The organism is Methylohalobius crimeensis 10Ki (genome assembly GCF_000421465.1).
Taxonomy (GTDB): Bacteria; Pseudomonadota; Gammaproteobacteria; order Methylococcales; family Methylothermaceae; genus Methylohalobius; species Methylohalobius crimeensis.
In genome coordinates, this window is the sequence record NZ_ATXB01000001.1 from 77,792 (window position 1) to 96,040 (window position 18,249).

An 18,249-nucleotide genomic window follows, 5' to 3' on the forward strand; every position below is an offset into this window, starting at 1 on the left:
TGACAACCGTATTTTCGGGATCACCGCCCGCCGAGTCCAGTACCGGGAAGGCTTCCCAAACGAGTGGGCGGTCCGATGAGGAGGCTCCAAAACAAGCTAAGACAGATGAAAACCCCCAGTCAGAGCGAGACACCGATGCAAACAAATCATCCGGTGAATAAACAGGGCTTCACCCTCATCGAACTGATGATTGCCACGGCGATCGTCGCCATCCTGGCGGCGATCGCCTACCCCAGCTACGTGGAGCATGTGCGCAAGAGCCGGCGCTCGGACGCCCAGGCGGCGCTCATGGAAACCGCTCAGCTGCTCGAGCGTTGCTATACCGAGTACAACGCCTACAGCGATACCGACTGCGCGGCGGTGACCAGCGGCCCCGCGCTGGCCAACACCAACTCTTCGGGCGGTTATTACACCCTTTCCGCGCTCACCCTGACGACCACCGTCTTCACTCTCCAGGCCGCTCCCCAGGATGCCCAAGCCGACGATAAATGCGGCAAGCTCACCTACACCCACATCGGCGTGAAAGACGTCGTCGATGCCGACACCGGCGTGACCGCGGACGATTGTTGGTGATTCTTCTTACATAGCAAGTAGCCCGCATGGCGTTTCGCGGAATGGGAGCATCCGTGCTTCGATCACCCCGGATTCCGCTGCGCTTCATCCGGGCTACGCCGGCTACGAAGCCCACCGAAAAGGCACCTATTTCTCGACCCGGACGTGGCGCGGGTATTCAAGGATTCTGCCTCAGTCACCCAAGCGCTGTGGTTGCTGCTTAATCTCGCGAAGAGCAAGTGCTTTCCGAGTAAGCGAACCAACAAGGCGCTCAACGCGATAAAGGGCAGGTGGGATGCCGCCGAGCAATAAGCAAGTAGCGGGCTTCTTGCTATCGCTTGATCGGCCGGTATGCTATATCCTCGAAATTCATCCAGAAGGTCAATGTCATCATGTATGATAGGGTCATGATGGTCGTCACTTGATCGAGTCCATGCGTTTGACCCAAAGGCAGATTCAAATCATCGTTCAGAGCGTGCGCCGCCATTTGGGCGCGACCGCGCGCATGTGGCTGTTCGGTTCGCGGCTGGACGACCAAAAGCGGGGAGGGGACGTGGACATTTATGTGGAAGCCCCTCCCCATCCGCTTATGCAAGAACTGCGCTTAAAGCTGGAACTCGAGGCAAGCTTAGACATGCCCGTCGACCTGACCGTCCGCGAGCCGGGCGCTCAGGCTCCCATCGCGCGGATTGCGAAGACGGGGGGAGTGGTATTGTGAACGAACATCTCGAGCTATTCCCTTGAGCAAATCGTACCTCTCATGCCGATCCGGAATTGGGACAAGCTCACCCCAAGGCAGCACGAAAGCCTGGCAGCTTTTCGCGTACGCTTCAGCGAATTTCAGGAACATCTCAGCAAGCTCCTGCGCGCCATTGCCATTGAAGAAGAACAAAAGGTCGATCCCTATACCGCGGTACTGCTGTACATGGAAAAGTTGCGCATCATCGAGTCCGCCGAACGGTGGAAGGAGATACGCGAGCTACGCAACGCCGTCAACCACGAATACGAAGAAAATCCCGCAAGACTCGCCGAATTTTTCTTAGAATTGACCCGCGCGGTGCCGGAATTATTCGCTTGGCACGATGCTGTCATCCAGTTCTGCCACGAGAATTACTTCGTGAAACCACTCCCGTCGCCTTAGCTTAGAGTCTGTTTCAAAACTCGTGTGAGGGTCGGAGTAATCGCGAATGCCATTATCCCCCTTGTATGTTTTGTCTTGCTGGAGAGGCGTGTCGCAAAAGCTCCTCTCCCGCTGGCGGGAGAGGGGCGGGGTGAGGGTGGTCAAATAAAAAAGTCTTTCATTTCAATTAGATCCACCCTCATCCTAACCTTCTCCCGCCAGCGGGAGAAGGGACACTTCTTGAGTCATTCTCGGACGGAGAGGAAATTAAGGGGGGACGTCATGCCTCATAGGCTTGCTTGTACGGTATATCGAGTTTTGAAACAGACTGTTAGGAAAGCCAGTCATTCGTGCGCCGGTCGTCCCGGATTCCGGTGCGCTTCATCCGGGCTACGCCGGCTAACATGTTTCACATTCCAGCCGGCTTCGCGAAGCACCGCTGCCGCGGATCGTGGAACCCCTTGATCCAGAAGGATCCGATTCATGCCGCTTCCAAGGGCAAAACCTCATCGGCCAGGTTGAGCGCCGCAAACTCCAGCGCCTGACGAATGTCCTCATCCTCCAGTTCAGGATATTCCACTCTGAGTTCCTCACGATTCGGATACAGGGCAACCGCCTCGACGACGCGCCGCACCGTAAATCGCATACCCCGTATGCAAGGCTGCCCATTCATGATTTCGGGGTTTACCGTGATTCGATCCAGTTTCATTAGTGATCTCTCTTGTGATCGGCAAGCAGCTATTTGACACCCTGCCCTTATATCAGGGTTCCGATGGTCCGAGCAAATCCGCAAACAGCTCCCAGCCCGTAGATTGGGGTGACGAAGGAACCCCAACGTAACCCCCGCCGCCATTAAATGTTGGGGGTCGTGCCTCACTCCAACCTTACGGGCTTCATAGACCCGATCCTTCGTGATTGACTGCCTGGAACAGGCGCTGCTTCCAACCCGTCTGACTGGCAGCGAGCAGATTGCGCGTGCCCGGCAATTGCGAAGCGGCTTGAAACCAGGCGACTTCAAGGCGGATGAGATTTCCCGGGCGATTGACCAGGGACGTCCATGATTGTGGTGGATACCAACGTCATTGCCTATTTCTACCTGCCGACCGAGTACACGCCCCTGGCCGAAAAACTGTTGATGCAATAACCTGTTTGGGCGGCCCCAGCGCTTTGGCGAAGCGAATTTCGAAATGTGCTGGCTCTGTACTTGCGCAAGTAGCATTTCCTGATGCCGGCGCGCCGGCGCCATGGCGTAGGCCACCCCGTCGATCAGTTCGTAGCGGGTCTCCTCCGGCCATTGCAGGTAAGCCTTGTAAGTGTGGCGTTCAGTCATACGTCTTTTGAGTTGGATTTTATCGAACCCCGTCATTGGGTGCATCGTCCGTTGCCGGATGCGCTATCAATCCTGAATTATCCCAACATCAATAAAACCGAGCCGCCGATCAGAAGCTGCGGCACGAACACGCCCAAGACGTATTGGCCCATCGCGCGGCCGCCGATTACCGCCGCCAGCACTCCTTTCACCAGAGTATTGACCACTGCCGCGAGCAAAATCCCCAGGGCGGCGGTCTTGAGCATGCCAGGGCCGGAGGCCATTTGCGCCAGGGTCAAGGTGATGGCGTCCACGTCGGAAATCCCCGAGGCGGCCGCGGTCAGATAGATCCCCACGCTTCCCAGCCAAGCTTTAAGGACCTTCGTCAACCAGAGAATCAAGGCCAACAAAGCCCCGAATCGCAAAGCGGTGCCGAATTCGAATGGATTGGACAGATTCAGGACCGGGCCGGCGCCCTGGGCCGCTTCGCCGCGTACCAGCCACCAGGCTGCGACATAACCCACGCCGGCGGTGACGAGCAACGGCCAGAGCAGTAGTTTCGCCAAGGGGGAGTAAAGAAATCCCGTAATCACCAGCACCCGGGGAAACATGGTGGTGGAGGCGATAATCACGCCGGCGGCGAGAAGCTTATGCCCTTCCCGGTTCTTTTTGGCCAGGCGGGATAAATTCAGGGCGACCGCGGTGGAGGAGGCGAGCCCGCCGAACAGGCCGGTCAACAGGATGCCGCGGCGGGGACCGATGATGCGGACGGCGAAGTAGCCCACGAAGGAAATTGCCGAGATCAGCACCACCATCCACCAGATTTTATAGGGGTTGAAGGCGTCCCAGGGGTCGTAGGTATGGTCGGGCAGAATCGGCAGGATCACCACCGAAATCAGAAGTAGTTTGAAGACGGCGTACATCTCCTCGGGGGCCAGTCGGTATACCCAGCCGTGAAGGACTGGCTTGAGTCCCAGAAGAATCGCCATGATGACCGCGGCGGTGGCGGCCAGTTGCACGTAGGGGGTCATGGCCAGGGCTCCCAGGACGAAGGTCACGAAGGCCGCCACCCCGGTGGTGATGCTGTAATTGCCAGTTTTTTGCGCTTCCACGAAGGCGGCCGACGATAGGATCAACGCCAGCCCGCCGAACCCCAAGACCACCGTCCAGGTATCCAGCGCTTGAGCCAGAAGAAAGCTCAAGGCCCCCAGCAGACTGATTAGGCTGAAGGTCCGGATGCCGGCGATGCGGCCGCCGGTTTCCACTTCCCGCTTCGACCAGCCCCGCTCCAGGCCGATCAAGAGCCCCAGCGCCAGGGCGATGGCCAGGTTGCGGAACAACAGAGGATAGATTTCTAAAGACAGGTCGGACGATTCCATCGTTGCAGCATAGCGCCAGCGGTCGCCGCGGGCAAACAATTGCCTGTATCCGAAAGAGAGACGGCCGCGGCATCCGTCCCCCGCCAAGCGGGTGATACAATGAAAATAAACCTTGGGGGACGCCATGACCAAAACCCTTGCGCCGCTCTCGCCCGATCGCTTGTATGTTACCTGCGATCCCGCCGACTTCCCTTTCAAAACCACGGCGGAACTGCCCGACGTGCCGCTGGTGTTCGATCAACAGCGGGCGATGGAGGCTTTGCGGCTGGGAATCGGTATGAGCGATTCCGGCTTCAACGTCTTCGTTCTGGGGCCCACCGGCATCGGGAAGCTGACCGCCGTACAGGACGTGGTCAGTGCCCATGCCCGCGATAGACCGGTGCCCGCCGATTGGTGCTACATGCATAATTTCCAGGATCCGGTCAAGCCCAAGGCGCTGAAATTGCCTGCCGGGCGCGGCCTCAAGCTGAGCCGCGACATGGATCACTTGATCGAGGAGTTGCGTACCGCGATTCCGGCCGCCTTCGAGGGGGAAGGGTATCGCACCCGGGTGGAGGAGCTGGAACAGGAGGCCAAGCACCGTGAGGCCGAAGCCATTGAATCGCTCCGCCAAAAGGCCCGCGAACGGGATGTGGCGCTTTTGGAGACCCCTACCGGCTTCGCCTTCGCGCCGCTCACCCACGATAAACAGGTGATGAGCCCGGAGGTGTTCCATCAACTGCCCCCCGAGACGCAAAAACGCATCGAAGAGACGGTGGAAGACCTCCAGCAGCGATTGCAAAAGCTGCTGCGTCAATTTCCCCGCTGGCGCAAGGAGGCGCGGGAGAAGCTACGCCGGCTCAACCGGGAAATCGCCCAATATGCCATCGGCCCCTTGATCGAGGAAGTGAAGCAGCATCACGCGGATCTGGAGGCCGTGCCGGCTCATTTGGAAGCGATCGAGCAGGATATCGTCGACCATGTGGACGATTTTCTCTCCCAGCCGGCGTCTCCCATCCCCCTCCCCTTCATGGCATCCAAGGCGGAGGAGCGGATCAAGCATTATCGGATCAATCTGCTGGTGGACCACAGCGATCACGACGGCGCGCCGGTGGTTCACGAGGAACTGCCCAACCACGCCAACTTGATCGGTCGCGTCGATTACCACGCCTTTATGGGCACCTTGATGACCGACTTCGGCATGATCAAGCCGGGCGCCCTGCATAAGGCCAACGGCGGTTATCTGATTCTCGACGCGCGCAAGGTACTGCTGCAACCGCACGCTTGGGATACCCTGAAACGCACTCTGCAGGCCGGGGAAATCAAGATCGAGTCCCTGGAAAAAACCCTCAGCTTGATGAGCACCGTGACCCTGGAGCCCGAGCCCATCCCTCTCGACGTGCGCGTGGTTCTGACCGGCGACCGGCTGCTGTATTACCTGCTCAACGCCCTCGATCCGGAATTTCAGGACCTGTTCAAGATTCCCGCCGACTTCGAGGAGGACCTGCCCCGCGGCCCCGAGACCCATCAGCTTTACGCGCGGGTCCTGGCCACCTTGGCGCGCAAGGAAAATCTCCTGCCGCTGGACCGCGACGCGGTGATCCGGTTGGTGGAACAGGGCGCGCGCGAGCTGGAGGACGCCTTCAAGGTTACTACCCATCTCAGGACCTTCACCGATCTGATCCGGGAAGCCGATTACCGCGCCCGGAAGGCCAGCCGCGAGGTGGTGACCCGCGCCGATATTCAAGCCGTCATCGACGCTCGCATCTACCGTGGCGACCGATTGTACAGCCGAGCCAAGGAAATGATCGAGCGCGGCGTTCTGCTGATCGACACCCAGGGCCGGCGGGTGGGGCAGCTCAACGGCCTGGCGGTGACTTCCCCGGGGGATTTCAGCTTCGGCCGGCCGACGCGGATCACCGCCACCACCCGTCTGGGCGACGGCAAGGTGATCGATATCGAGCGGGAGGCCGAGCTTGGCGGATCGATCCACTCCAAGGGGATGATGATTCTGTCCAATTTCCTGGCCTCCCGTTACGCCCGGGTTCAGCCGTTGTCCATGGCCGCCAGCGTGGTGTTCGAGCAATCCTACGGTCCGGTGGAAGGCGACAGCGCTTCCCTGGCGGAATTGTGCGCTCTGCTCTCTTCTCTGGCGGATCTGCCTCTGGGTCAGCATCTGGCGGTCACCGGATCGGTTAACCAATTGGGACAGGTTCAGCCGATCGGCGGCGTCAACGAGAAGATCGAAGGGTTTTTCGATGTTTGCCAGCGAAAGGGACTGACCGGCGACCAAGGGGTGATCGTTCCCGTCGCCAACGTTCAGAACCTGATGCTGCACCGGGACGTGGTGGCCGCCGCCGAGGAGGACAAGTTTCACGTCTACGCCGTGGAAACCGTGGACGAGGCGCTGGAATTGCTGCTCGACACGCCCGCCGGCGAACGCGGCGAGGATGGAGACTTCCCCGCCGATACTATCAACGGGCGAGTGGAGCGGCAACTGCGCCATTTTGCCGAATTGAGACGCCGTTTCGGCGGCCGCGACCAGGAGGACAAGGCGTCATGAGCGCTCCTCCCGGCGTGCTGGTGGCCCTCGATTCCCTGTTTCTCCGCCGTCCGGCCTTGGAGTTGGGCGCCCGGATGGCCCTGCAGGAAGGCCGGCGGTTGACCATTCTGGTAGTGGAAAATCCGGAACTGCGCCAGGCCGCCGAACTCCCTTTCATGCGGGAAATCGACGGACTTTCCGGCGCCCTGCAGCCGTTTCAGCCGGACCGCCTGGAAGCGTTTCTCCAGCAGCGGGTCACCCAAATCCGGCGCTGGCTGGTGGAGATCGAAACCCGGCTGTCCTTGCCCGGCGGGTTGGAAATCCGCCGCGGCCGCTATCTGGAGACGGCACTGGCCGCGGTGGGGCAGAACGATCTGCTGATCTGTGGCGCGTATCGCGAATGGCTGTCGGTCCGCCGCTCGCCCGTTTGGGTATGGTACGACGGCTCGCCCGCGGCCGAGCGGGCCCTGGCGACGGGGCGCGAACTGGCCCGGAGAGAGCGTTGCCGTCTTTGCCTGGGGGGGAAGGGCGGTGCGCAAATTGCCGCTCCAGCCGAAGGCGAGTGGGTGACCGCCGATCCCGAATGCTTCCTGGATCTGCTCCAGCGCCAGGGGTGCACGGCGGTGGTCTGTTCCCGCACCGATCCCTTGTCCCAAATATTGCCGGAACGGGCGCGTTGCCCGGTGATTTTGGTTTAGGCAAAGAACCTAGGTGAGTGGGACTTTGCATCCGTCTTCGGAGCATTCTTCCCCTTGCGCGCGCGGCAAGAGTTCTCCGATTCTAAGCCCCATCTCCAGGTCGGTGGGGCGGCCGAAGAGGTTGGCCACCACCTCCCCTTCCGGATCGATCAGAATCCAGGTGGGCGTTCCCCGGCAGCCGTAGGCGCGCATCGTTCGGGGTATCGAGCCCTCGGGGTCGGGCCGGTCGATGGCGATGGGCAGGGTGTAGCGAAATTCGGAGACGAAGACGCGGAGCGCTTCGGGAGTCATGACATCGTGATGCTCGAACACCGAGTGGATCGCGGCCACCTGAATCCTTGGATCCTCCTTGAATGCTTCATGGAGCTTCTGCGCTTGGGGCATGCCGTGAACCACGCACCCCGGGCAAAGCATTTGGAAGAAGTGGAGCGCCACCACCTTTCCCCGGAGAAACGAGAGTTCATGAGGACCGCCGTTGAGCCAAGTGTCGATTTGGAATTCGGATGCTTGCATTTGGGGTAGCCGGAAATAAAGTTTTTAGTCAACACTATTGAACACCAGATCCGGGAAGTTCGGCAAGCGCTGTCAAAGAGGCCGACGTTGGGAGCGGTGCTTGTGATCGCCGAATCCTACGGCTTCTCGGCGGCGCGGCGCAAGGTACGGGCCAGGCGCTGTAAGCTGTCCTGAATCTGAGGATCGGGGCTGGCGTCCGCCGCGCGTTCCAGTTGCGACACGGCGTCGGGTCCGGGTTTCGTCACCGGACGGGGCGCTTTTTCCTGTCCCTCGGAGGCCAGCAAAACGCGAACCTGAATCCGGGTGACCGGCACCAGTTCATTCACCCCCGGCAGCAATTGTACTTGGTAAAAGCGCAACCGGGACGCCCAAGCCGCGTTTTCCGCATACAGCATCAATTGCCCGTCGGCGCGCAATACGCATGCCGGGCAGTGGTTGCCGATGGAATCGGGCAGGGAGCGCCGGATCTTCTCGAGCAAACGTTCGTGCAATCGCGCCCGCGCCAAAAGCGCGGCCAGATTGCGGTCCCGTTTCACGGTTTCGGATACCGGCTTGGGGGAGTTAGGGATGGTCACGTCTCCAGCAAAACTTTCTAATGGGGTGGATGCTTAGCAGAGCTTGTTTACAAATCCGAAAAGGCGGGTATCGGGCGAATGGCCGATACCCCATCACCATTTGTAAACAAGCGCTCATGAACATTGGGTGGTTGCTCGCGTCAAAAAAGCATTGACAAGGGGCGGTTTTGGAATCGTACCGCCAGGATTCAAAAAAATCCGTTGCGGCGTTTTCGAACCCACCGCCTCCTGCGGTAAAATGGATCGAATTTGAGATATCTTCTTCCCCGCTCGGGTATGGGGTCATCAATTTTGAAATTGGAACGTTAATGATAGGCAAGCTGGTTAAAAAAGTCATCGGTTCCCGGAACGAACGCATCATCAACCAAAAACGGTGGTTGATGGCAAAGATCAATGCCCTGGAACCCCAATTCGAGGCATTGAGCGATGCGCAATTGAGCGCCAAGACCGATGAATTCAGAGAGCGTTTGGAGAACGGCGAAACCCTGGGCGATCTCCTCCCCGAGGCGTTCGCGGCTGTCCGCGAGGCCGGCAAAAGGGTGCTCCACATGCGTCATTTCGACGTCCAGCTGATCGGCGGGATGGTGCTCCACGACGGCAAGATCGCCGAAATGCGCACCGGCGAGGGCAAGACCTTGGTGGCCACCCTGGCGGTCTATCTCAACGCCCTGTCGGGCAAGGGCGTGCACGTGGTGACGGTCAACGATTATCTGGCCCGCCGCGACGCCCAGTGGATGGGCAAGATCTACGGCTTTTTGGGGATGACCGTGGGCGTCATCACCAGCGGCATGAACCAGTCGGACCGCCGAGAGGCCTACGCCGCGGACATCACCTACGGCACCAACAACGAATTCGGCTTCGATTATCTGCGCGACAACATGGCCTTCAGCAAGGAGGAACAGGTTCAGCGCGGTCACCACTACGCCATCGTCGACGAGGTGGACTCCATTCTCATCGACGAGGCGCGCACGCCGCTGATCATTTCCGGCCCCACCGAGGAGCGCACCGATCTCTACCTTCGCATGAACGAGCTGGTGCCCCATTTGCAGAAGCAGGACCAGCCGGACGAAAAGGAGACCGGTCCCTCGGAACCCCTTGCCGACTCGCTCAAACCGGGCGACTACACGGTGGACGAGAAAACCAAGCAGGTTTTCCTGACCGAGCAGGGACACGAAAAGGTGGAGCAATTGCTGGCCGAAGCCGGCTTGATCGAGGCCGGGGAAAGCCTCTACGACGCCGCCAATATCCGCCTGCTCCACTACCTGACCGCCGCCTTGCGCGCCCATTCCCTCTATCACCGGGACGTGGAATACATCGTGCGCGACAACGAAGTGATCATCGTGGACGAATTCACCGGTCGGGTGATGCCCGGGCGGCGTTGGTCGGATGGTTTGCACCAGGCCATCGAGGCCAAGGAAGGGGTGCCCATCCAGCAGGAAAACCAGACCCTGGCCTCGATTACCTTCCAGAACTATTTCCGTCTCTACGAAAAACTGGCCGGGATGACCGGTACCGCCGACACCGAGGCCTACGAATTTCATCAGATCTATAGCCTGGAGGTGGTGGCCATCCCCACCCACCGGCCGATGATTCGCGACGATCTCAGCGATCTGGTCTACCTGACCGCGCGCGACAAGTTCGATGCCATCGTCAAGGACATCGACGATTGCGTCCGCCGGGGGCAGCCGGTGTTGGTGGGGACCACCTCGATCGAAAACTCCGAGTATCTGTCGCAGCAGCTCAAGCGTAAAAAAATCCCCCATCAGGTGCTCAACGCCAAGCAGCACGAGCGGGAGGCCCACGTGATCGCCCAGGCGGGACGGCCGGGCACGGTGACCATCGCCACCAACATGGCGGGCCGAGGCACCGACATCGTCCTCGGCGGCGGCTTGGATGCGGAGCTGGAGGCCTTGGGCGAAGACGCCCCCGAGGAAGCCAAGGATCAGGTGAAGCGGGATTGGCATCAGCGCCACCGGCAGGTAATCGAGGCCGGCGGGCTGCATGTGATCGGCTCCGAGCGCCACGAATCGCGCCGGGTCGACAATCAGCTCCGCGGCCGTTCGGGGCGTCAGGGCGACCCCGGTTCGACCCGCTTCTATCTGTCTCTCCAGGATAGCCTGCTCCGAATTTTCGCGTCCGACCGGGTCGCGGCCCTGATGCAGAAATTGGGCATGGAGGAAGGCGAAGCCATCGAGCATCCCTGGGTGACGCGGGCCATCGAAAACGCCCAGCGCAAAGTGGAAGGGCACAACTTCGACATCCGCAAACAACTGCTGGAGTTCGACAACGTCGCCAACGATCAGCGCAAGGTCGTTTACGAATTGCGCAACGAGCTGCTCGAGACCGAGGACATCACCGAAGTGCTCGACGCCATCCGCTGGGACGTGTTGACCGAGGTGGTGGACAAGCACCTGCCTCCCAATACGTTCGAAGAACAGTGGGAAATCGAAGGTCTCGAACACACCTTGGAGGCCGAATTCGGTCTCTACTTCCCGGTGCGAAAGCGCCTCGAATCGGATTTGAATCTGCAGCACGAGGATCTCAAGAGAGAAATCATCGACGCGGCCGAAAAGACCTATCGCGACAAGGAACAGGAGATCGGCACGGAAGTGCTGCGTCAGTTCGAAAAATCGGTGATGCTGCAAATCCTGGACAACGCCTGGAAGGAACATCTGGCGGCGATGGATCATTTGCGCCAGGGCATCCATTTGCGCGGTTACGCCCAGCGCGATCCGAAACAGGAATACAAGCGCGAGGCGTTCTACATGTTCGGCTCGATGCTCGACAATATCAAGCACGAGGTTATCAGCGTCTTGTCTCGGGTGCAGATCCGCGGCGCCGAGGATGTGGCGGCGATCGACGAGCAGCGCCGCGCCAGCGAGCCCCACGATGTCCAATACGAGCACGCCGAAAGCAGCGCCATGAGCGAGGACGAGGCCCTGGCGCTGGTCGAGGAAGAAGGCGATGTGGCCGTGGAGCAAAAGCCGTTCGTGCGTCAGGCGCGCAAGGTGGGTCGCAACGAACCGTGCCCCTGCGGCAGCGGCAAGAAGTACAAGCACTGTCACGGCAAGTTGAGCTGATGGCGGTCGGCCCTGCTTGTTTTCCGGAAGCCATGGCGGTGGCGGGAATGCGCCTGGGAACCGCCCGTGCCGGCCTCCGCCCCGCCGCCGGGGACGATCTGGCGCTGATCGAGTTGTGTCCGGAAGCCCGGATAGCGGCGGTCTTCACCCGCAACGCCTTCTGCGCCGCACCGGTGAGGGTCGCCCGCGAGCATTTGATCGAGAATCCCCGTTGGCTGCTCATCAACGCCGGCAACGCCAATGCGGGCACCGGCGATCGGGGCATGGCCGATGCACGCGCTTCCTGCGCCGCCCTCGCCCGTTTGACCGGCGGTCGAACGGATCAAGTGCTGCCTTTTTCCACCGGCGTCATCGGCGAGCCCTTGCCGGTGGACAAACTCACCGCCGCCCTGCCTGAAGCGCTGCAAAATCTGCATGAGGCGGGTTGGGCGTCGGCTGCCCGCGCCATCATGACCACCGACACCCGGCCCAAGGGTGCGACGGTTCGCGTTCCTGTCGGCGGCACCGAGATAACGCTTTCCGGGATCGCCAAGGGTTCCGGCATGATCGCGCCCAATATGGCCACCATGCTGGCCTTCGTCGGCACCGATGCGGCCATCGAACCGAGCGCGCTACGATTCGCCTTGGCCCAAGTGGTGGGCCCCACCTTCAATGCCGTCTCGGTGGACGGCGATACTTCCACCAACGACGCCTGCGTGTTGATGGCCACCGGCCGCGCGGAAAACCCTGTCCTGGACCGGGACCACCCGGACTTTCCCGCTTTTCTCGACGGCTTGGAGCGGGTCTGCGCCGAACTGGCCGAAGCCATCGTGCGCGACGGCGAAGGGGCCACCAAGCTGATTCGCATCGAGGTCTTGGAGGCGGCGACCGTGGACGAGGCCCGCCGGGTCGGATTTACGGTGGCCCATTCCCCCCTGGTGAAGACCGCCTTTTTCGCCTCCGATCCCAACTGGGGCCGGATTCTGGCGGCGGTGGGGCGCGCCGGTTGCGAAGGATTGGCGATCGATCAGGTTAAAATCTGGTTGGACGAAGTCTGCATCGTTGCCGACGGAAGGCGTGCCTCCACCTATACCGAGGCGCAGGGGCAAACGGTCATGGCGCGCGAGGAGATCGCCGTGCGCATCCAATTGGGCCGGGGAACCGCTTCCGCCCTAGTGTTGACCTGCGATCTGTCCCACGAGTACGTCCGCATCAATGCGGAATACCGCACCTGATTCATTGCATATCGCCGTGGGCGTCATTCGCGACGCCGAGGGTGGCGTTCTGCTTTCCCGCCGTCGTGAAGACGCCCATCAGGGCGGTTTGTGGGAGTTTCCGGGAGGCAAGTGCGAACCGGGCGAGCCGGTTGCCGAAGCCTTGGCGAGAGAACTGGGCGAAGAATTGGGTATCCGAGTGACCGCTGCCCGGCCTTTGATCCAAATCCGGCATGCCTATCCGGATCGACGGGTGGTTTTGCACGTGTTCGAGGTGACCCGTTTTGAAGGCGAACCGATTGGACGTGAGAACCAGACCCTGGTGTGGGCGGCACCGATAGCGCTGGATCGCTATGCGTTTCCGGCCGCCAACGGACCGATTTTGACCGCCCTCCGCTTGCCGCCTTTTTATCCCGTCCTCGAAAGCACCGCGACGGACGCTCGGACCGGCGATGACCAATCGACCTACCGGCGGCGCTTTCACGCCTTGCTCGATCGGGGCGAGCGCTTGATTTACTGGCGCGCTCGAAATCTTTCTCCGGCGGTCTATCGGCGCTTGGCGAAGGAGTTCAGCCAGGCCATGGGGGCGAAGGGTGGCTGTCTCATGATCCGCGCCGATTCCGAGGAATTCGCTGAATCAGCCGAGCTATGCCCCCGTGCCGGACTCCATTTGAGCGGCCGTCAACTGCATACCCTGTCGACCCGGCCCGCCGGCTGGCGCTGGGTGGGAGCCGCCTGTCACAGCCTCGCCGATTTGCGGCAGGCCCAAGCCTTGGGGTTGGATTTCGCCGTCTTGTCTCCCATTTCGATCACCGCCACCCACCCGAGAGCCACCCCCTTGGGATGGGAAGCCGCCCGGCGCTGGCTCGGCCAGATCAATCTGCCGGTCTATTTGATGGGCGGCCTTGAGCGCTCGGATCTCGACCGGGCCCGCCTTTGCGGCGCCCGGGGCGTCGCCGGCATCCGCCTGTTTCTCGACTGAACGGATTTCTACTACTATTAGAGGAGCGCGGAATGATAATAGGCATGAAATGGGGTTACTCAGGTATTTTTTTCGCTCACAGGCGGACCGGTCGCGTAAACGGCAGGAGGTAGCGGCAAAGCCAGCCTTCGAGCGCGCTTCCTCAATCGACTCCGATTCCGCGCCGATGCTTCCCGAGCAGTTGAGGAAGCTCATTCCATGCAATCATCTCAATGGGTCCGAACTTAGCTTGTTGCTGCCCGCTTGTCGCAGCCATCGCTATCCGCCGGGTACGCTGTTATTTCAGCAAGGTCCGAGCGACGGCACCGCTTTTTACTTGTTGGACGGAGAAGTAATGCTGGTGCGTGGTGAGCAGATCCGGGCGGTTTCTTCCGGATCGAAGATGGCCCAATATCCGCTGGCCTGCGGGAGTCATTACGAAACCACGGCCACCGCCAAAACCGACGTGACTCTGCTGTCCCTGCCGGAATCGGCCATGCTTACCGCCTTGGAGAATAAGCGCGCCAAGTCCATCGATGCCGCCGGTTTAAGCGTCGATTTCGCGCAATTGCCGGACATTTTACGCCAGAGCGAGGTGTTTTATACCTTCTGGCGCACTTATCGGGAAAACTCCTTGACCCTGCCGACGCTGCCGCAGGCGGCCATCCGCCTGCGCGCGGCGATGCAAAAAGAGATCGGCGCGGATGAAGGCGCCCGGATCATTCAAACCGATCCCATCGTCACCGCCCGCTTGATTGAAATCGCCAATAGTCCGCTTTACTCGGGCGTAACCCCCGTAGCCACCTGTCAGCAGGCGATTGCGCGTATCGGTCTCAATGCCGCCCGACAGTTGGTTACCGCATTGACCGTGGGGCGCTTGTTCCAGTGTCGGCAAAAGAAGGTCCAGCGCCAAATTCAAAGCATCTGGCGGAACAGTGTGCGGGTTTCATGCTTGAGCTATGTATTGGGGCGCCATATTGGCGGCGTGGACCCGGAGCAGGCTTTGCTCGCCGGTTTGATGTCCCATGTGGGTGCGTTGCCGTTCTTGTACTTTGCCGCGGATTTCCCCGCCGATTCGCTTTCGGAAAACATGTTGCAGGCCGGGGTACGGGCGGTTCGGGGAGGCTTGGGGATTCAGATGCTGAAAGCTTGGGGGTTCCCCGAAGAGATGTGCGGTATTCCCGCTTTTTGCGACGATTGGTTTTATCATGCCCCCGGGCCGACCCGCTTGACCGATATCGTGATTCTGGCCCACTGGCATGCCCGTCTGGGGCGGAGAAAAACCGGGGAGCTGCCTCCCATCGAGGTCTTGCCGGCTTTTCAGAAACTGGATATGCGGCAAATTTCTCCGGAATTCTCACTGAATCTATTGCATAATGCTCAACAGCAAATCGAGCAAGTCCGAATGTTCTTCGATTACTGAAGTTTTATGTTGGAACGACTATTAGGAAAACGGGGCGGTTCGAGCACCGGCCAGGGCCGCAAACCGTCGGGAAAATTTCCGCCGCGTCCGATTACGGTTACCGAACTTCAGCAGTTGATTCCTTTGCGCAGTCTGAGCGAGGAGGAGTTGAACGCGTTCGCCTTGACCCAGCGGACCGAGACCTATGCGCCCGGATCGGTCCTGTTCGAGCGCGGCGAAACCGAGGCGCATGTCTTCTATCTTCTGAGAGGGACGGTGACGATGAGGCTCAATGATGAGCAAAGTTACGAGGTCGCCGCCGGCACCGCCAAAGCCAGGTTCCCCCTTTCTTCCGGGGAGGCCCACAATACCACCGCGATCGCCCGGACCGACGTGGAGGTGATTCGGGTCTTGGCCAAGGTCATGCGGAAAAATTTGAAGGATCAGATGGAAGATGACCGGTTGCTGGATCCAAACCGTTGGCGGGCGCCCAAGCAACTCCGTAATAGCCAGTTGTTCCAGGCATTTTGCCAAAATTTCCTCAACGAGGAATTGACGCTGCCTACCTTGCCCGATATCGCCCTGGCGCTACGCCGGGCCATCGAAAAGGAGGATATCGGCGTGGCCGAGGCGGCCAAAATCGTCCAGGCCGACGCTTCCATCGCCGCCAATTTGATGCATATTGCCAACAGTCCCTTGTATCTCGCCGCGAACCCGGCCCGCACATGCCTGGAAGCGATCAACCGCCTCGGTCTCAGGGCGACGTGCAATCTTACCCTTTCCCTGTGCATGCGCAATGTCTTTAAATCCAAAGATGCGTTTTTATGTCAAAAAATGCGCGATTCTTGGCAGGAAGGGCTCCATGTTGCCGCCTTGGCTTACGTCCTGGCCAAGGATAATCACTGGCACGATCCCGAGGAAGCTTTCCTGGCGGGACTGATCTGCAATATCGGCATCATTCCTTTTTTGACCTTCGCCGACGGCTTTCCCCAGTCCTATTATCAAAAGGAGGAAGTCGACGCCGCCCTTCCGGTCATTCGCGGCCCTATCGGATACTATATCCTGCAAAAATGGGGTTTTCCGGATGAGTTGGTGGAGATTCCGAGAAGAGCCGATGTCTGGCATTACGATGACGATCCCGAATTGTCCCTGGGGGATATCGTGATGTTGTCCAGGCTGCACCGCTACATGGAAACCTCCCGCATGAACGAAGTTCCGCCGATCAACTCCATTCCCGCTTGCAACAAGCTGCGCAACGGCAGCTTGTCGCCTGAATATTCCCTACAAGTGCTTTGCGACGCCCGCACCCAGGTACAAGAAATTCTGAGAATTCTGCGCTAAAGGGCGGTCCGGGGAACGGGATGGGTGGTATGGGGATAGGCGGCGACGATCTTGCTCACGTAACGACGGGTTTCCCGATAGGGCGGGATTCCCCGGTAACGCTTAACGGCGTTTTCCCCGGCGTTATAGGCCGCCAGCGCCAAGCGTACGTTTCCGTCGAAACGGCGTAGCAACCAGCGCAGGTAAAGCACCCCCCCGATCATGTTTTCCACCGGATGCAGGCGGTTGACGTGGAACCGCCGGGCAGTGGCGGGCATGAGTTGCATCAAGCCATAGGCCATCGAAGGCGACATGGCGGAAGGATTGAAATTCGATTCGGCTTTGATCACCGCCAAGACCAGGCGAGGGTCCACGCCCAATTCATTCCCCAACAGCTTGGCCCAGGTGGCCACTCTTTCTTTGCTCATGCGTTTGGGGTCGCGGGTGACCGGACAATCGGCATCGCGGCGGGGCGATACGTCGCGGAAACGCTTGGCCATCCGCCAGGAATAAGGGTCTCCTTGAAGGGCGGCGCGTCGGAACCAGCCCATGGCGACTTCCAGGTTGCGCGGCATCCCGCGGCCGTTGAAGTACATCCAACCCAGGTGATGCATGGCGATGGGGTCGTTCAAAGCCGCCGCCAGGCAGTACAGGCGAAACGCGTCCGCATATTCCTTTTCGTGTTCATGCTGGAGAGCGGCCTGACGCAATTTGGGCGCGGACAGGGAATATTGCTTGGCTTCTGCGGCCGCGAGACATATGAAAAGCACTAATCCAGTGATCCATTTTATCCGCACCATGACTGCATCCTCTTGGTTCGGTTTGCTTTGAATACATCCAACGCAATTTTCGAACCAACCCTTGATTTTCCTGGCTTTGGCGAATATTACGCCAGAAAATGTAAAAAAATCTGACAGTTGTTATGGCGGAGATTAAACAGCCTCTTATAGGCGGGCAAAAGGGGACGGTTCTGCATTGGATTGGCCACTGGAATGGCGGTCAGGCAAGCAGGTTTTGCAGAAGTTCGCCCAACGTTTCCTGTTGCCTGTCCAAACGCAGGCGGTCGGCAATCAAAATGCTTTTGAGTTGACCTAAGGCTTGCTCGAAATGGTCGTTCACGACCAAGTAATCGTATTCGGCGTAGTGGGATATTTCGGCGCGGGCGTCGCGCATGCGCCGGGCGATGATGTCTGGTCTGTCCTGGCCGCGTCCGCGCAGCCGTTCTTCCAAAATGTCCCGGGCCGGGGGGAGAATAAAGACGGAACGGCTGTCGGGCAGCTTTTCCCGCACCTGGCGCGCGCCCTGCCAGTCGATTTCCAATATGACGTCCAGGCTCCGCGCCAGATTTTCCTGAACCTGAGCGCGAGCGGTGCCGTAATAATTATCGAAGACCCGTGCGTATTCCAGGAAGGCGTCCTCGGCGAGCATGGTTTCAAATTGCTCCCGGGTGACGAAGCAATAATCCTTGCCGTCCACCTCACCGGGTCGCATGGACCGGGTGGTGTACGAGACGGAAATCACCACATTCTCCAATTCTTCCCGCAATTGTTTCAACAAGCTGGTCTTACCGGCGCCCGACGGGGCGGAAACGATGAAAAGCGTGCCTTTAGCCATGGTTATTCGGTT

Annotated in this window: 16 protein-coding genes; 10 read left to right on the forward strand and 6 right to left on the reverse strand. The window is 59.9% G+C overall.

Translation table 11 applies throughout. From position 1 onward, the window contains the following. Positions 1-135 precede the first annotated feature (135 nt). The 3 genes from H035_RS0100380 to H035_RS17480 all read left to right on the forward strand — a co-directional run bounded on the left by H035_RS0100380 (position 136) and on the right by H035_RS17480 (position 1,693). The gene (locus tag H035_RS0100380) at positions 136-573 is read left to right on the forward strand and encodes a type IV pilin protein (RefSeq protein WP_040574290.1); all 438 of its coding nucleotides are present in this window, start codon (positions 136-138) and stop codon (positions 571-573) included. A gap of 412 nt (positions 574-985) precedes the next feature. Further along, positions 986-1,270 carry a nucleotidyltransferase family protein gene (locus tag H035_RS0100390; RefSeq protein WP_026596101.1) on the forward strand — a complete coding sequence of 95 codons (285 nt, stop codon included), beginning with the start codon at positions 986-988 and terminating at the stop codon, positions 1,268-1,270. Between the two features lie 42 nt (positions 1,271-1,312). After that, positions 1,313-1,693, forward strand: a complete 381-nt coding sequence (locus H035_RS17480) for a hypothetical protein (RefSeq protein ID WP_022947038.1) — start codon at positions 1,313-1,315, stop codon at positions 1,691-1,693. A 460-nt stretch (positions 1,694-2,153) separates the two neighbouring features. Here H035_RS17480 and H035_RS0100400 read toward each other — a convergent pair whose 3' ends face one another. Together H035_RS0100400 and H035_RS0100410 are read right to left on the reverse strand one after the other, a co-directional pair. Further along, positions 2,154-2,381, reverse strand: coding sequence for a DUF433 domain-containing protein (locus H035_RS0100400; protein ID WP_022947040.1), 228 nt, complete (start codon positions 2,379-2,381; stop codon positions 2,154-2,156). A 698-nt stretch (positions 2,382-3,079) separates the two neighbouring features. Beyond that, complete coding sequence (locus tag H035_RS0100410; protein ID WP_022947041.1) at positions 3,080-4,486, reverse strand: MgtC/SapB family protein; 1,407 nt, start codon at positions 4,484-4,486, stop codon at positions 3,080-3,082. Here H035_RS0100410 and H035_RS0100415 point away from each other — a divergent pair. Further along, a complete protein-coding gene (locus H035_RS0100415; RefSeq protein WP_022947042.1) occupies positions 4,485-6,902 on the forward strand; it encodes a Lon protease family protein in 2,418 nt (805 codons plus the stop codon). The two genes, H035_RS0100410 and H035_RS0100415, sit on opposite strands and share 2 nt — an antisense overlap. Continuing rightward, entirely contained in the window at positions 6,899-7,579 is a 681-nt protein-coding gene (locus H035_RS0100420) for a hypothetical protein (protein WP_022947043.1), read from the forward strand. Before H035_RS0100415 ends, H035_RS0100420 begins: the two co-directional genes overlap by 4 nt. A gap of 9 nt (positions 7,580-7,588) precedes the next feature. On the opposite strand, the gene H035_RS0100425 is transcribed toward H035_RS0100420, so the two are convergent. Together H035_RS0100425 and H035_RS0100430 are read right to left on the reverse strand one after the other, a co-directional pair. Continuing rightward, positions 7,589-8,092 (reverse strand): peroxiredoxin family protein, encoded by a 504-nt coding sequence (locus H035_RS0100425; protein WP_022947044.1) that lies wholly within the window; start codon positions 8,090-8,092, stop codon positions 7,589-7,591. 116 nt (positions 8,093-8,208) lie between these two features. Continuing rightward, positions 8,209-8,667 (reverse strand): DciA family protein, encoded by a 459-nt coding sequence (locus H035_RS0100430; RefSeq protein ID WP_022947045.1) that lies wholly within the window; start codon positions 8,665-8,667, stop codon positions 8,209-8,211. 308 nt (positions 8,668-8,975) lie between these two features. Here H035_RS0100430 and secA point away from each other — a divergent pair, with 308 nt between their 5' ends. The 5 genes from secA to H035_RS17490 all read left to right on the forward strand — a co-directional run bounded on the left by secA (position 8,976) and on the right by H035_RS17490 (position 16,644). After that, the gene (gene secA, locus H035_RS0100435) at positions 8,976-11,747 is read left to right on the forward strand and encodes a preprotein translocase subunit SecA (protein ID WP_022947046.1); all 2,772 of its coding nucleotides are present in this window, start codon (positions 8,976-8,978) and stop codon (positions 11,745-11,747) included. Next, on the forward strand, positions 11,747-12,961 hold the full coding sequence (gene argJ / locus H035_RS0100440; protein WP_022947047.1) for a bifunctional glutamate N-acetyltransferase/amino-acid acetyltransferase ArgJ: 1,215 nt from the start codon (positions 11,747-11,749) through the stop codon (positions 12,959-12,961). Before secA ends, argJ begins: the two co-directional genes overlap by 1 nt. Further along, positions 12,942-13,922, forward strand: coding sequence for a Nudix family hydrolase (locus H035_RS0100445; protein ID WP_022947048.1), 981 nt, complete (start codon positions 12,942-12,944; stop codon positions 13,920-13,922). The genes argJ and H035_RS0100445 overlap by 20 nt, the downstream gene beginning before the upstream one ends. A 166-nt stretch (positions 13,923-14,088) precedes the next feature. Next, a complete protein-coding gene (locus H035_RS0100450; protein ID WP_022947049.1) occupies positions 14,089-15,324 on the forward strand; it encodes an HDOD domain-containing protein in 1,236 nt (411 codons plus the stop codon). A 6-nt stretch (positions 15,325-15,330) separates the two neighbouring features. After that, the gene (locus tag H035_RS17490; RefSeq protein ID WP_022947050.1) at positions 15,331-16,644 is read left to right on the forward strand and encodes an HDOD domain-containing protein; all 1,314 of its coding nucleotides are present in this window, start codon (positions 15,331-15,333) and stop codon (positions 16,642-16,644) included. On the opposite strand, the gene H035_RS17495 is transcribed toward H035_RS17490, so the two are convergent. Further along, on the reverse strand, positions 16,641-17,423 hold the full coding sequence (locus H035_RS17495) for a transglycosylase SLT domain-containing protein (RefSeq protein ID WP_022947051.1): 783 nt from the start codon (positions 17,421-17,423) through the stop codon (positions 16,641-16,643). The genes H035_RS17490 and H035_RS17495 overlap by 4 nt on opposite strands. Before the next feature lie 199 nt (positions 17,424-17,622). Beyond that, positions 17,623-18,237: a guanylate kinase gene (gene gmk / locus H035_RS0100465; protein ID WP_022947052.1), complete on the reverse strand. Its 615-nt coding sequence runs from the start codon at positions 18,235-18,237 to the stop codon at positions 17,623-17,625. Positions 18,238-18,249 lie beyond the last annotated feature (12 nt).